Below are 14,786 nucleotides of genomic sequence, written 5' to 3'. Positions count from 1 at the left end.
GTCGGGATGCGAGGAGGCGTTCGATGCCGATCGAGGTCCATTGCGACGAGTGCGGCTCGTCGTTTCGGGTGGCTGATGAGGTCGCCGGGAGGCGAGGGAGATGCCCGCGGTGCAAGGCGACGATCCTCGTCCCTGGATCTGCCGCGAAGGTCGAAAAGGTCGCCGCCTCGGCCGTTGAGGACGATGAGACCGGGACGTATGAGCTAGCCGGGGCCGTGAACAAGGCCAGGGTCCGCAGGACCGTCACCGCGCCGGAACCGCTCCAATCGGCCAAGGAGTCGCTCAAGACCCAGAAAACCCGGACGCCCCACGAGATCCTGGCCGCGTTCCGAGGCGAGATACCTCCCATCCGGTCGACCTGGACGTATCGACTCTGGATCCTGATCGTGGCCGTGGTGATGGTGATCCTGCCGATGATCTACGTCGGCCTCGCCGTGGCGGCGGCCCTGGCCGTCCTCTGGCACGCCACCCACAACCTCGTCATCTTTCAGAACGTGAGGAACGCCAGGGCGGCCCTGTTCCTCTATGCGGCTCCGCTCGTGGCCGGAAGCTTCCTCGTCGCGTTCATGTTCAAGCCCCTGTTCGCCAGCCCCGCGAAACGGACGAAGCGACGGGAACTGGACCCCTCCAAGGAACCCCTCCTGTTCGCGTTCGTCGACGGGATCTGCCAGTCGGTCCGAGCGCCCGTGCCGACGTGCATCTACGTCGATTGCGCTGTGAACGCCTCGGCGGCCCTGGCGAGCGGGGCCCTCTCACCGAGGAAACGGCTGGAGCTGACGATCGGGCTGCCGCTTGTCGCCGGGCTCACGCTGCCGCAGTTCGCCGGCGTGCTCGCCCACGAGTTCGGCCACTTCTCGCAGGGGGCGGGGATGCGGCTGAACACCCTGATCCGGTCGATCAACGTCTGGTTCGCTCGCGTGGTCTACGAGCGCGACTCCTGGGACGAAACGCTCGACGCCTGGATCGAGGAGGGGGGATACATGTTCGTCATCGCGGTGATGACGAAGCTCATGGTCTGGCTGACCCGCCGGATCCTCTGGGTCCTCATGTACGTCGGCGCGATCGTCAGTTCCTTCCTGTCCCGGCAGCAGGAATTCGACGCCGATCGGTACGAGGCGAGGATGGTGGGGGCGGAGACGTTCGCCGCGACCTCGCTCCGCCTCCGCGAGTTGGGCCTGGCCAATCAGGGCGCCCAGGCCGATCTCGGCCGCTGCTGGCAGGAACGTCGCCTGCCGGACGACTATCCCCGACTGATCGTCGCCAACATCCCCCAGATCCCCCCGCCCATGCTGGCGATGGTGCGCGAAGCGGCTCTGAATTCGAAGACCGGACTGTTCGACTCGCACCCCTGCGATAAGGACCGGATCGCGAAGGCGAAGCGGGATAACGCGGCCGGAATCTTCCACCTCCAAGGGCCCGCGACCGACCTCTTCCGCGAGTTCGACAGCCTGTCCCGGGCGACGACCTACCAGCACTATCGCAGCGTTTTGGGCAACGCGATCAGCAAGGAACAACTCGTCCCCGTCTCCGACCTCATCGACACCCAGGCCGAGGCGCACCAGGGGAGCGAGGCCTTCGACCGGCTCTTCCTGGATGCCTTCAGCCTGGTCCAGCCGCTCCCCCTGAACGGAGAGCTTCCCCGCCCACCGGCCGACCCGAAGGCGGCCAAGACCGGCCTGATCGATGCGCGGAGGACGCTCGCCGCGGCGGCCGAGGATAACCTCGCCGCTCTGGGGCGATGGAACGAGATGACGACGAAGGCCTCAACGGCCGCCGCGGCGCTCGCCATGTGGAGGGCGAACGGCCGCCCGCGTCCGGGGGACTTCGATTCCCACGGCAGGGATCGTGCCGAGGCCGAAGCGACCATCGCCCGCTGTGACGCCTCGATCCAGGCCCTCCACTCAAGCCTCGAACCGTTCTCCAACGCGGCGGCCCGGCGGATCGAGTTGGGCCTCTCGCTCCTGGAACTCCCGGCGGTCCAGGAACGGATCCCGGATGGAGCCGCAATCCGCGACGACGCCCGGCGGGCCTATCCCTGCGCGTCCCTCCTGGCGAAAGCCGTCCAGGAGATCCCCCCCGCCCAGAGGTCCGCATCGGCCCTTGCCCGCCTGCTCCAGAAGTTCCATTCCGGGAACAACGAAAAGAACGAGCCCCTGATCAACGCGATCCTCCGCGCAGGGCAGACGCTGAACGACGACCTCACGCGATTCCGGAGCCGGCTGCCGATCGGAATCGACTACCCGTTCGAACACGCCCGCGAAGGCATGACGATCGGGAAATTCATCCTGGAACGCGTCCCCGACTCCAAGGAGATCGGAGAACTCATGGACGCGATCTCGGGCGCGAGCGACCGGCTCTTCGACCTTCAGAAGCGCTGTCTTGGCATGCTGGCGGTCGCGGTCCTGGAGGTTGAGAAGGCGTTGAAGCTCCCGCCCCTCGAACGGCCGGAGGCCGAGGCGAACGCGGTCGGCCGGTGACTGGTGAAGTCGTCCTCGCCGATCGATCCCCAGCTAGGCGCTGGAGGTCACGCCCAGCCTCGGGCAGATCTCGATCATGGGGCAGGTGGAGCATCGGGGCTTGCGGGCCAGGCAGGAGCGGCGGCCGAGTTGGATCAGGCGGTGGCTGAGGTCGACCCATTCCTTGCGGGGGACCTCGGCCATCAGGTCGCGTTCGACCTGCACGGGGTCGCGGCGGGTCGTCAGGCCGAGTCGGTAGGCGAGGCGTTTGACGTGGGTGTCGACGACCACGCCGGTCGCCAGGCCGAAGGCCGTTCCCAGCACCACGTTGGCCGTCTTGCGGCCGACGCCGGGAAGGGCGGTGAGTGCGTCCAGGTTGCGGGGGACCTCGCCGCCGTATTTCTCGTCGAGCGCTGCAGCCATCCCTTGCAGGTTCTTCGCCTTGGCCCGGAAGAATCCGGTGGAACGAATGACCTCCTCAACCTCGCCTCGCTCGGCGGCCGCCAGCGAGCGGGCGTCGGGGAAGCGGCGGAAGAGCTCAGGGGTAACCATGTTCACCCGGGCGTCGGTGCACTGGGCGGAGAGAATCGTGGCGACCAGCAGTTGGAACGGCCCGTCGTGGACCAGAGCGCAGGTGGCCTCGGGGTAGGCGAGCTTCAGAGACTTGACGACGCGACGGGCCTGGGTCGTGGGGTCGACCGCCGCAGCATCCTTCTTGCGAGCCATCGGGCCTCCGTTCGGTCGATCCGCCGGTCCGGGCGATCCGGGGCGTTGAATGTGGCGTCGAAACGGGGCGGATGTCAAGATGGAGGGATGGACGACCTGGACCTGAAAGGCTTCTCCGGGCGGGCGAGGCTCTTCCCGCTGCCGGGGTTCGTGATGTTCCCGCATACGGTGGCGCCGCTGCACATCTTCGAGCCGCGCTATCGGGCGATGACCGAACACGCGCTGGCGGGAGACCGGCTGATCGCCATGGTCCGCCTCCTGGGAGACGGCGGCCCCCGGCCTCCGATCGAACAGGTCGGCTGCCTCGGCCGGATTATCCACGATGAGCGCCTCGCCGACGGCCGGTTCAACATCCTGCTGCTGGGCCGTAAACGGGTCCGCTTGCTCCGGGAGACCGACGACGACCAGCCGTACCGCATCGCCGAGGTCGAACTGATCGAGGACGTCCCAGCCCCTGGCGACGAGATGATCCCGCGCACCGAACTCGTCGAACTGCTTCGGCAGGCGACGGGCGTCGACGCAGAGTTGATGGAGCTGCTGCTGCGGGCCGACACCCTGGGCGCAATGGCCGACGTGATCGCCCACGCCCTCTCCGCTCCCGCCGACTGGAAGCAGCGGATGCTTGCCGAGGCGTCCGTCGAGGCCCGCGTCGCCGCCATCCGCCGCCGCCTCCTGGACATCCCCTCCAACCGCCCGTTCCCGCCGCCGTTCAGCGCGAATTGAACCAACGGTTGAACTTGATTTCCGTCAGTGCGGGACCTAGAAAGAAGGTTTGCGGATCTCGTGACATCCGACGCACGCACCTCAAAGCCGAAGGCGGTGCCGGTTCCCTCTCCCACCGGGAGAGGGCTGCCGCGCAGCGGCAGGTGAGGGTCGTCGGATCGCGGGGGGGCACATCGGTCGAGCATGCCAGAAGCCCAGGCTATGCTTACCATCCAACGACCCTCACCCCGCCCTGCGGGCCACCCTCTCCCGACGGGAGAGGGAAATTCAATCGCCGCCGGCATTCCGTCTCCCTCCCCAGAAAGCCCTTCAAGCCCATGCCCGAGCCCTCTCCCGCTCCGTCCCACCCGATCGACATGGACCGCATTCAGCGGGCCGTCCGCGAGATTCTGCTGGCTGTGGGTGAAGATCCCGACCGCGAAGGGTTGCTGGAAACGCCCGACCGCGTGGCCCGGATGTACGCCGAGGTCTTCCAGGGCCTGCATCAAGATCCTCGCGTCCACCTTACGAAGCTGTTCACCCAGCGCTGCGATGAGATGGTGCTGGTCCGGGACATCCGCCTGGTCAGCTTCTGCGAGCACCATCTGCTGCCGGTGATCGGCCAGGCGCACGTGGCGTACATCCCCAACGGCAAGGTCGTCGGGCTCTCGAAGATCCCCCGCGTGATCGACGTCCTCTCCAAGCGGCCTCAGCTTCAGGAGCGTTTGACCCAGGAAGTCGCCGACCTCCTTATGAAAGAGTTGGGGGCCCGGGGCGTCGCCGTTGTGATCGAAGCCAGCCATAGCTGCATGACCATTCGAGGCGTGGAAAAGCCGGACAGTTCGTTCGTCACCAGCGCCGTACGGGGAGGATTCAAGGACAACCCGGCCACGCGCTCGGAGGTCATGTCGTTGATCTTCGGCTCGCGGCGTTGAGACGCCCCCAGGCCAAAACGCCCGATCAAGCGTCTTTCGCTCGCGAATCGGGCCCCGCCGTGCGAAGATTGATATGAAGCTGGAGTCAGGACGCGGCGTCAATTGGGGGCCGATCGGCCGATGGATTTGACGTTCGAGTGTTCGCAGTGTCGGATGATCGACCACGTCGACGGGGTGGAATCGGCCCCTCAGGCGTTCTGCAGTCATTGTCGGACCGGCCGGGACCTGGCTCCCGGTTCGTTCGACGCCGTCGGCAGGCCGACGGCCTGTCCCCTCTGCGCCTCGGCCGACCTGTACGTCCTCAAGGACTTCCCCCAGGAGATCGGTCTGGCGATCGTGCTGGCGGGTTTCGCGGTGAGCCTCGTTGTCTGGTATTATGGGAGTCGGCAGTCGGCCTATCTGGCATTGGGGGCGTCCGTGCTCCTAGACCTGGTGTTTTATCGCCTGATGCCAGACGCGGTCGTCTGCTATCGCTGCGGAAGCCAGCTCCGCGGGCCGGGAGTCAATCGCGGCCGGCGGTTCCGTTGGTTCGACCCGGCCGTCGCCAACCGGTATCGTCGAGAGCCGAGCCGGGCCGAGGAATCGAAGTCGCGCGAAGCCTCAGTCGAGCCTGGCGGTACCGACCCCGCAGGCGGGCCGATGCCCGACGCGACCTGAACGTCACCGCATCCTCTCGACTCGACCCCATGGAACGGACGTGGACGAACGCCGAGCCCGGATCTACGACGACCTCCGCGGGCTCATCGCCGGGGGGCTTTACTTCGAGCCCTTGGACCGGGCCGCCTACTCCATAGGGGCCGGGCCGTTCGAGATCGACCCGCTGGGGGCCGTCGCTCCGTTGACGGTCGAAGACGCGGCGACTCTCGCCCGATACGCGACCGAGAACAATCTGACCCTCCACCCGAGGGGAGCGGCCACCGACACCGGCGGCGGAGCGCTGGGGGAGGGTTTGATCGTCGACTTCAGCCGCCACCTAAGGCGCGTTTTGACGATCAACGAGGATTGGGTCGAGGCCGAGGCCGGGGTCGTGGTGGACGACCTGAACACTCGCCTGGCCCCCCTGGGACGGCGCCTGGAGCCGACTCCGGCCGCCTCCGAGGCCGCCACACTAGGGGGGACGATCGCGGTCGACGCCGCAGGCTCGCGGTCATGTAAGTTCGGGACGTTCGGCCGCCAGGTGGAGCGGTTGGGAGTCGTCTTCGCCCAGGGCGAGACGGCCGATGTCGGCCGCGAGCCCTGGCCGGATTTCGAGGACGAGCCGGCCGACTTCAAGGAACTGGTCGTCCAGAAGCTCCACCGAATCCACAAACGACGTCGGGCCGTGTGGGAACTTCGGCCCGACGCTCACCCTCCGGACCTGCGTGATCGGGAACGGGTCGGCTATGACCTGGCCGCCATGTCCGACGACGGGGTCGACCTGGCCCGGCTCCTCTGTGGGTCGGAAGGGTCGCTGGCGATGATCGTTCGGGCGACCCTGCGGACCGTCCCGCTGCCGACGGCGACGATCGTGGTCCTGCTGCCGTTCGTTCGCCTGGCCGACGCCGCCGGCTGCGTCCCGTTCCTGATCGGCGGCGACACTTCCCCCTCCGCCTGCGACCTCTACGACTGGCGGTCCGTCAGCCTGGCGCGCGACGTCGAACCCCTGATCCGAGAACACGTCGGCGAATCGGTCGAATCGCTGATGGTGGTGGAGTTCGAGGCGGATTCGTCGGCCGACGTCACGGCGAAAGCCCGGCTGCTGATCGAGAAGGCAAGGCGGACCGGGCTGCTCTCGGCCGACCCGGCGACGATCCATCGCCGAGGCGACTGCGAGCAGATGGTGAGGCTGCGGAAGCGGATCGAGCCGCTCTTCCAGCGCGGGCGGGGACGGTCGGCGCCTTCGCCCGTCGTGGAGGGGGTTTCGGTGCCCGTCGAGCGACTTGCGCCGGCGATCCGGAGCTTGCAGGAGGTTCTGCGAAGTCGCGACCTGACCTGGTCGCTCGACGTGTTCGCGGCCGAGGGGCGGATCCGCATGCGGCCGTTCCTCGATCCGAGCGACGCCGCCGCTCGCGCGGGGCTCGACGACCTGGCGGCCGAATTCTTCGACGTCGTGCTGGCCGCCGGCGGCTCGATCGCCTCGGGGAGGGGACTGGGGCTCGCCCGGACGCATCTTTCGGCCCGCCGCCTGGGCGAGCCGTCGCGGATTTCTCGAGACGTCAAGGACGCGTTCGACCCCGCTCGCCTGCTGAACCCCGGCAACGTCGTCGACGACTCCTCGGTCGCCCGCCCGCTCAAGGTGTATCCGTCGTCGCCGTCCGTCGCCGACGCGCCGCCGTCGGACGTCGGCAGCGGTGGATTCGCCGTTCAGCCCGATTCGACGACGGTGCCCGCGGAAGGGGTCATCCTCCCAGTGCTGCGATGGCCGGGGGATGATCTCGCGACGGTCGCCTCGGCGTGCAACGGCTGCGGCATTTGCCGCAGCGAGGAGCCTTCCCTGCGAATGTGCCCGAGCTTCCGGGCCTTTGGCGAGGAGGCCGCCGCCCCCCGAGGCCAGGCGAACCTCGTCCGACAGGCGGCGGCGGGCCGGCTCGACCCGCGGTCCTGGGGCTCGGAGGAGTTCCTGGCGAAGGCCGCCTACTGCATCCACTGCAAGCTCTGTCAGAGCGAGTGCCCGGCCGGCGTGGACGTCTCCAGCCTGGTGATGGAGGCCAAGGCGGCGTATGTCGAGGAACACGGTCTGGCCCCCGGCGACTGGGTCTTCGCCCGGGTGGAGATGTGGGCCCGACTCGCCAGCCGTTTTCCGCTGATCTCCAACTATCTGATGTCCCGTCGCGGCGCTCGCTGGCTGCTGGAGCGGACCTTCGGCGTCTCACGGAGACGGGTCCTGCCGCCGGTTCGCCGCACGCCGTTCACCGTCCGGGCGGCGAGGCTCGGCCTCCACAAACCGAGACCCTCTCGACCAGGCCCGCGGGTCGCCTACTTCGTCGACCTCTACGCCAACTACTATGACCACGAGCTGGCCGAATCGGCCGTCGGAGTGCTTCAGCAGGCGGGTGTAAACGTCTACATCCCGCCCTCCCAGCGCAGCTCGGGGATCGCCCCCCTGGTCGTCGGCGACGTCGACCACGCCCGCGAGTTGGCTCTGCGGAACCTCCGAGCCCTGGGAGACGCCGTCCGCGACGGCTACACCGTCGTTTGCTCCGACCCGACCGCAGCACTAATGCTCCGGCAGGAATACATCAAGCTGACCGACGACCTGGACGCCGACCTCGTGGCCCGCGCGACGATGGACCTGGGACAGTACCTCCGGGGTTTGGACGCCCGAGGCCAACTACCGCCGTCGACCGAGCCGGTGCGAGCGAAGGTCGGCTACCATCAGCCGTGCCACCTGCGGGCGCTCGACGTCGGCCAGCCGGGGCTAGACCTCCTGGGACGCATCCCTGAGTTGGACCTGGAATACATCGACCGTGGGTGCTCGGGCATGGGGGGGACGTTCGGCCTGCGGACGCACCAGTTCCGCGCCAGCCTCCGCGCCGGAAGGGGACTCCACCGCCGAATGATGGACGAGGACATCGAGATCGGCGCCACCGAATGCGGAGCCTGCCGGATCCAGATGGAGCAGGGGACCACCAAGCGGACCGTCCACCCAGTGAAGCTCCTGGCCCTATCCTACGGCCTCAATCCGTCGCTTCGCCTGCATCTCAAGGACCCCAAGCCCCGCCACGCGATGTCGTGATCTTTCGGATCGCTCCATCCGGGCTTGCGTCAGCCGGGGAACTTGAGTAAAAAGCCCCCGCCTGTCACGTCTTTTCGTCCGCAGGCGACGCGCAGAGGCGGGGTTCGCGACCAGGAAGGACGCGGCCGTCTCAGAGCGCACACGTCGACTGATATCCAGATTTGGCATGGGATGGGGGAGCGATCGTCGCTTCCCCGACTTCGACTGGGATGATCGACCGGGCCGGACTTTCGACGTCCGCCGAGCCCTCGCGGGCCGGTGCCGCGCCGAGGTTCCGGAGGCCGTGGCGCGATCGCTCAAGACGTATCAAAAACCAGACGCCTTCCGGCGCCAGGGACGGATCCGGTGGAGCGAAATCTCATCGAAGCCGAAGTCATTCCCGCGACGCCCCGCCGGCCCCGCGCCGGGGCCCTCGCGATCGCCCTTGCGTTGCTGACGACCGCCCTCGCCTCAACGATCCCGGCCCTGGCTCAGGCGCCTCCCAAGGGAAAGATCGTCGAGGTCCGCATCGAGGGGAACTCAGGCATCACTGCGGAGAAGATCCGCGCCAAGCTGCTGAGCAAGGCCGGCATGGAGTACGACCAGCAGCGGGTGGACACCGACCTCAAGGAGCTGATCGCCTCCAAGTGGTTCACCGACGTCCAGCCGTTCTACGAGGAGAAGCCGCCGGGCTCCGGGAACATCATTCTGATCTTCCGGGTCCAGGAGATGCCCATCCTTCGCTCGGTCGAGTTCCGCGGCCTGCGCAAGATCCGGCTGAAGGAGATCGAGGAGGCCACCTCGCTCAAGGCCGGCAACCGCGCAGACCCCATGCGAACCCGCCTGGCCGTCCAGCAGATCGAGCGGCTCTACACCGAGAAGGGCTATGAGCTGGCCCAGGTCAAGCTGGTCAAGGGGGGCGACCCCGGCGACCTCGACGTCGTCATCGAGATCTTCGAGGGGGACAAGTTCCACCTGGCCTCGATCGATTTCAAGGGGAACGTCTTCGCCACCGACGCTCAGCTTCGGACCAAGATCACCAGCCGCAAGCCGATCCTCGTCGGCCTCGGCGGCCGCTACAGCCGCGAGTTGCTCGACGACGACGTCCGCAAGCTCGTCGAGTATTACCAGTCGCAGGGTTTCTTCGAGGTCCGGGTCACGCCCGTGACCCAGCCCGGCGACGGGCTGGGCGACGTCAACCTGACCTTCGTCGTCTCCGAGGGGATCCGCTACCACGTCCGCAACCTGATCTTCGAGGGGAACAAGCAGATCCAGGAGGAGCAGCTCCGCCAGGGTCTGGCGCTGCACTCCGGCCAACCGTTCCTGGACGCCGTCCGCGACAACGATCGCAACACCATGCTCAAGCAATACTATGAGCTGGGCTGCATCAAGACCCAGATCAACGCCGAGCCCCGCTTCACCAACGAGCCGGGGATCGTCGACCTCGTCTACAAGATCGAGGAAAGCACGGCGTTCAACCTGGGCGAGATCAAGATCCGCGGCAACTCGCGGACCCGCAGCGACGTCATCCTCCGCGAGTTCTGGCAGGCGGGGCTCGTCCCGGGCGAGGTCCTGGACAAGAACCGGATGGAGATGGCCCAGAAGCGCCTGGCCAACCTCAGCTACTTCAACACGAACCCCGAGATGGGCAAGACGATCGACATCAAGATCGTCAACGAACGCCCCGGCGACAAGCCGTACAGCGACCTGATGATGCCGCTGCTCAGCGAGATGGCCGGTGCCCGCATGCAGAACGGCGACGACGCGCCTGACTTCCTCGCTCGCGCCCTGGCCGAAAACGAAGGCCCCGCCCCCTCGCGAGCCGCCGCGACACCTGCCCGGACCGTCAATCGCCCCGTCCTCGATTCCGAGGTCGTCCCTGCCGGGGCCGAGACATCGGACGACGACGCCCCTGCGCCGGCGACCGCCCCCGCTCCGCCAACGGTGAAAGCTCCGGCGAGGCGGTCGCAGCCCGTCGCCACGGTCGTCGCCGCGGCCGCTGCGCCGAAGGTCCGGATGCAGGATGACGAGGTCGTCCCCGCGCCGCCGGGCTCGACGCTGGGGGATGAGGACGCCCTCTCGCCGCTGCAGCCGTTCGGCTCGGGATCCGGGGGCTATTTCGCCCCTCCCGCGAACACGGTGCCGCCGTCCGCCGCTCCCGCTCCGGCCCCTCCCGGTGTGCTCGGCCGCAGGCCGGTCGACCCCAACGCGCCGGGACGAGACCAGCCGCCGGTCGGTTCGGGCGAGCCCGCGGGGTCGTTCCCCAGCATCCCCGGCCTGAACATGACCGACGTCGGCCCCGACCGCAACGACCCGTTCCCGAATCGGTCGTACGCGGACATCGTCACGACGCTTGAAGAAGCCCCCACCGGCCGATTCATGGTCGGCGTGGCGGCTAGCAGCTTCCAGGGCCTCTTCGGCAACGTCACGGTCTATGAGAAGAACTTCGACATCTTCAACGTCCCGCGCAACTTCAGCGACATCTTCAACGGCACCGCGTTCCGAGGCGGCGGGCAGGAGTTCCGGTTGGACATCCAGCCGGGTACATTGATCAACCGCTTCCAGATGAGCCTGCGCGAGCCGTACATGTTCGGCCTGCCGATCGGCGGCGCCGCGGCCGGCTACCTCTTCAATCGTCTCTACCCCAACTGGAGCGAAGCTCGCGGCGGCGGTCGGTTCTCGCTGGGCCGCCAATTCGGCACCAGCACCTACGCCGACGTCGCGGCGCGGATCGAGGACGTGAACTTCTACGGCTACCGCAGCCCGGCGCCGGCCCAGTATCTTGCCGCCAGCGGTCACTCGACGCTGTTCTCGCTGCGGCCGAGCCTCCGATTCGACAACCGCAACAGCCCGTTCATGGCCACCAAAGGCCAGTACGCTGAATTCTCCTTCGAACAGGGCTGGGGAACCTACACCTGGTCCAAGTTCGACGCTGAGGGCCGGATGCACTACACGACGGGAAGCCGCCCCGACGGCACCGGCAAGCGGTTCGTCACCCTCCGCGGCCACTTCGGAGTCGCCACTCAGTCGACGCCGGTCTACGAGCGGTTCTTCGCCGGTAACTTCGGCAGCCTTCGCGGCTTCCAGTACCGCACCGTCAGCCCGAAGGCCCTGGGAGTCCCCGTCGGCGGCGTGATGATGGCCCTGGGATCGCTGGAGTACCAGTTCCCCTGGACGGCCTCCGACACCGTGCAGCAGGTCGTCTTCACCGACTTCGGCACCGTGGAAAACGACTACAGCTTCAGCAAGCTGCGGGTCTCCGTCGGCACGGGCCTCCGCCTGATGATCCCCGCCATGGGCCCAATTCCGCTGGGCTTCGACCTCGCCTTCCCCGTCATGTACGCCGAAGGCGACGCCCTGCGGTACTTCAACTTCTCCATGAGCGCGAACTACTGAGTACCTCCGATTTCTCAGGGAATAGCGTATAATCGACACTATTCAGCGGTACTAAACCCCCGCAACGGATAGGAGTCGACCGATGGCAAGGCCTGGCGGACCCTGGTGGTGGCGAGAGCGGTCGAGGTGGGCGGCGACGGTCCAGGGGAGACGTCACGCCGCTCCCAAGGACATCGGCGAGCGGGACAGGTCGGAGGCCTGGTCCTGGTACGGAGCCTTGGTCAAGGAGGCCGCGAGGCCGACCCCGACCACGACCGTCGCCGATCTCTGCAACCTGTACCTCGAGGCGTGCAGGGCGAGGGTGGCCCGCGACGATCTCAACGGCGACACGATGGACCTCAACGCTCGCGTCCTAACCACGGCTTGTGGCTTCGTGGTCAACGGCCGGAAATTCGGCTCGACACCGGTCCGCGAGGTGAAGCTCTCGCACCTCGAGTCGATCACCGTCCAATGGGCTGCGCGGCCTGGGATCGGTAAGCACAAGACGATCTCGCCGGCCTACTTGCGAACGGCTACGGGGATCGTAAGGACGGCCTTTCGGTGGGGCGTCCATCCCGGCGGCGGCCTCGAGCCCCTGCTACCGGCCGACCCCTTCGCCCGCTACAAGACCCCCCGGGGGAAACCGGCCGACGTCCGCATCTGCGAGCGCAAGGACGCGGCCCGGTGGCTGCGGTGGCTGCGGTCCCAACCCCAGACCGAGACCCTCAAGAATTTCGCGCTGCTGCAGCGTTGCCTCATCGCGACCGGGGCCAGGCCCAGTGAGTTTTACCGGGCGACTTGGGGAGAGATCCGATGGGAGGCCGGCCGGACGTCGTCGGGGGCAACCTACGGCCTGCTGATCAGGGCCGACTGGAAAAACGCCAGGAAGTCCGGCAAGCCTCGGCGGATTATCCTACTGCCGTCGATTCTCCGGCCCCTCCGACGTCTATACGCTCGACTCAAGCCGGAAGCCGGGGAGTTGATCTACCGGTCGTCCTGGGGGAGGGCCTGGAATGCCACCCTCCTCGCACATCAGACCAAGCGACATCGGTTGGCTGCCAAGGCGGCCGGGGTCGAGTTGCCGGCGGACGAAGGTAGGATCAGGGGGTACTTGTGGCGGCATCTCGCCGCCTCGAATCTCGTCATGTCGGGAGTCGACCTCGTCACGGCCGGCGACTTGCTCGGGACCAGCCCGGCGATGATTGCGCGAACGTATGCGCATTTGAAAGACGACCATATCGTCGCGGCGGCCGAAGTCCTCACCAACGGCCGAGGTGGTTCGGGACGCGCGGGCGGCCTCCCAAGGGCTTGACGGTGGGCGGGGCGGGGGAGGCCTCGGCGGGGATCGTCGAGGCCTCCTTGCGCTCAGCCTCCCACGCGAGGACGTCCGCGACATCGAATCGGGTCGTCGCCCAACTCACGTACTTGCGCCTCGGACGCAGGGCGATCCTGCGCAGATCGCCCTCGAGGGCGGCCGTCTTGGCCTGCCGGATAGTTACCCCCCAACGTTTGGCCAAGTCCTCGATCCGTAGTAAGTCGTTCCCCACCTCTTGCTCCTCCTCCTCGTTGTGAACTCTCCCGATCCAAGGTATCTCCGTTGTCGCCGATTGCGCGAAGCGGATTAATGCAATCGGGGATCACAATCGCAAGGACAGACGGCGATCCCCGGCAAGGCCCAATAACGAGCCATGCCGCACCAGCCGCAACGGGGCGGCTCCTCGACTCCGTCGGGGTCGAGGAAGGCGGTATCTTCGGCGTGCTCTCTCGCTGCGTTTTCACAACGCCCGCATGCGATCACAAAAACCCAAGGGGCAGGGACGATCCCTCGCGGGAAGTCGCCCGGTCTCGCGGCCCTCGTAGCGAGGAGGCCGCCGCATCGAGGACATTCGGGTTGCGCGACCATGTGTTGCTACTTTAATGCGATGAGGTCAGAACGGGCAACCTTCCGGAACCGGGATCTCAGCCCTGGCCAGGTCGCAGACCGTGAACACCCGGGCTACGACCTCCTCGACGCTCGAGGCCGGCCGCAGCGTCGTCCGGTGAGGCTCCCGGCCGGCGATCCCGGCTGAGAGGTCAACACGCTCGAGGCGACCGGCGGGGTCGATCAACAGGTCATAACTGATCGCCAGGCCCGGCGAGAGCGTGTCCAGCAAGTCGACGAGGACGGCCTGCAAGTCGTGACCGATGGGGGCTGGGGCTGGGGCTGCAATGCTCATGGGTGGCTCCTCTGGGGATTAACGGGAGGCGTCCTGGTCGCGGCCTCTCAGCCTGGCGACGGCCTGGGCGAGGGTCGAGATCATCGTGGCCTTGGCCTCCGCCAGGTCGACCTCGACGCGGACGACTGCCTCCTCCGGGGAGAGGTGGCGGGGGTCGCGGAGGCGGATCGTCGCGACGGCCAGGCCGTCCTCGCCGGGTTCGACTCGGGAAGTAATCGAGACGTAGATGCATTTAGATGACACCGAATCGACAGCGGCTCTCCATGAGCGGGCGGCGGCGTTGCGGTAGCTGGTTACAGCGGACATTGGGTCATCCTCCTTGATGAGTGGCCCGCCCCCGTCTTGGGGGCGGCGGCGGAAGAACAGGAATCAGTTGCGATCGGGCGCCTGCCAGGCTTGATGGATCTCCATCGCGCATCGATGGAGGTGGTCGCTGATCGCTCTGGCCTCGTCCTCGGTGCCGACAGCAACGCACGTCTTCAAGCTGTAATCGTCGACCAGGACCGTGGCCGAAAGCGTGGCGACCCCGAGCCAGGAGTCGTAAGGGCTCAGTCGTTCGACCCTCACGCCAGCGTACCTGTCGGGTCGGGATCGAAGCAGGGCGGCGACGAGTTGGGCGGCGGCGAGTCCGGTGGGGGCGGCGGGGCGCATGGTGGGGCTCCTTGGGTTGCTTGGGTAGGGG

At 67.3% G+C, this 14,786-nt stretch carries 11 protein-coding genes; 7 read left to right on the top strand and 4 right to left on the bottom strand.

Annotated features, from left to right (window positions below):
* Positions 1-23 precede the first annotated feature (23 nt).
* Positions 24-2,477 carry a M48 family metalloprotease gene (locus G5C50_RS09715; RefSeq protein WP_165068668.1) on the top strand — a complete coding sequence of 818 codons (2,454 nt, stop codon included), beginning with the start codon at positions 24-26 and terminating at the stop codon, positions 2,475-2,477.
* Positions 2,478-2,510: 33 nt separating this feature from the next.
* Here G5C50_RS09715 and nth read toward each other — a convergent pair whose 3' ends face one another.
* The gene (gene nth / locus G5C50_RS09710) at positions 2,511-3,182 is read right to left on the bottom strand and encodes an endonuclease III (RefSeq protein WP_165068346.1); all 672 of its coding nucleotides are present in this window, start codon (positions 3,180-3,182) and stop codon (positions 2,511-2,513) included.
* Between the two features lie 87 nt (positions 3,183-3,269).
* On the opposite strand from nth, the gene G5C50_RS09705 reads away from it, so the two are divergent.
* The 6 genes from G5C50_RS09705 (at position 3,270) to G5C50_RS09680 (ending at position 13,200) form a co-directional block, all read left to right on the top strand.
* On the top strand, positions 3,270-3,905 hold the full coding sequence (locus tag G5C50_RS09705; protein WP_165068343.1) for an LON peptidase substrate-binding domain-containing protein: 636 nt from the start codon (positions 3,270-3,272) through the stop codon (positions 3,903-3,905).
* A gap of 317 nt (positions 3,906-4,222) precedes the next feature.
* Entirely contained in the window at positions 4,223-4,819 is a 597-nt protein-coding gene (folE, locus tag G5C50_RS09700; RefSeq protein WP_165068340.1) for a GTP cyclohydrolase I FolE, read from the top strand.
* Between the two features lie 120 nt (positions 4,820-4,939).
* Positions 4,940-5,476 carry a hypothetical protein gene (locus G5C50_RS09695; protein ID WP_165068338.1) on the top strand — a complete coding sequence of 179 codons (537 nt, stop codon included), beginning with the start codon at positions 4,940-4,942 and terminating at the stop codon, positions 5,474-5,476.
* A gap of 40 nt (positions 5,477-5,516) precedes the next feature.
* Positions 5,517-8,534 (top strand): FAD-binding and (Fe-S)-binding domain-containing protein, encoded by a 3,018-nt coding sequence (locus tag G5C50_RS09690; RefSeq protein ID WP_165068335.1) that lies wholly within the window; start codon positions 5,517-5,519, stop codon positions 8,532-8,534.
* Between the two features lie 345 nt (positions 8,535-8,879).
* A complete protein-coding gene (locus tag G5C50_RS09685) occupies positions 8,880-11,909 on the top strand; it encodes a BamA/OMP85 family outer membrane protein (protein ID WP_165068332.1) in 3,030 nt (1,009 codons plus the stop codon).
* A gap of 82 nt (positions 11,910-11,991) precedes the next feature.
* Positions 11,992-13,200 carry a tyrosine-type recombinase/integrase gene (locus G5C50_RS09680; RefSeq protein WP_165068330.1) on the top strand — a complete coding sequence of 403 codons (1,209 nt, stop codon included), beginning with the start codon at positions 11,992-11,994 and terminating at the stop codon, positions 13,198-13,200.
* 616 nt (positions 13,201-13,816) lie between these two features.
* Here the strand turns inward: G5C50_RS09680 and G5C50_RS09675 are convergent.
* From G5C50_RS09675 to G5C50_RS09665, 3 genes are all read right to left on the bottom strand, one after another.
* A complete protein-coding gene (locus tag G5C50_RS09675; RefSeq protein WP_165068327.1) occupies positions 13,817-14,104 on the bottom strand; it encodes a hypothetical protein in 288 nt (95 codons plus the stop codon).
* Positions 14,105-14,122: 18 nt separating this feature from the next.
* Positions 14,123-14,410 carry a hypothetical protein gene (locus tag G5C50_RS09670; RefSeq protein WP_165068324.1) on the bottom strand — a complete coding sequence of 96 codons (288 nt, stop codon included), beginning with the start codon at positions 14,408-14,410 and terminating at the stop codon, positions 14,123-14,125.
* 63 nt (positions 14,411-14,473) lie between these two features.
* Positions 14,474-14,755, bottom strand: coding sequence for a hypothetical protein (locus tag G5C50_RS09665; RefSeq protein ID WP_165068321.1), 282 nt, complete (start codon positions 14,753-14,755; stop codon positions 14,474-14,476).
* Between the last annotated feature and the right edge of the window lie 31 nt (positions 14,756-14,786).

Origin of the sequence: Paludisphaera rhizosphaerae (assembly GCF_011065895.1) — a bacterium.
In the GTDB taxonomy this organism is placed as follows: Bacteria; Planctomycetota; Planctomycetia; order Isosphaerales; family Isosphaeraceae; genus Paludisphaera; species Paludisphaera rhizosphaerae.
The sequence above is the reverse complement of the archived record's forward strand: the minus strand, read 5'-3'. Positions and strand labels throughout refer to the sequence as shown.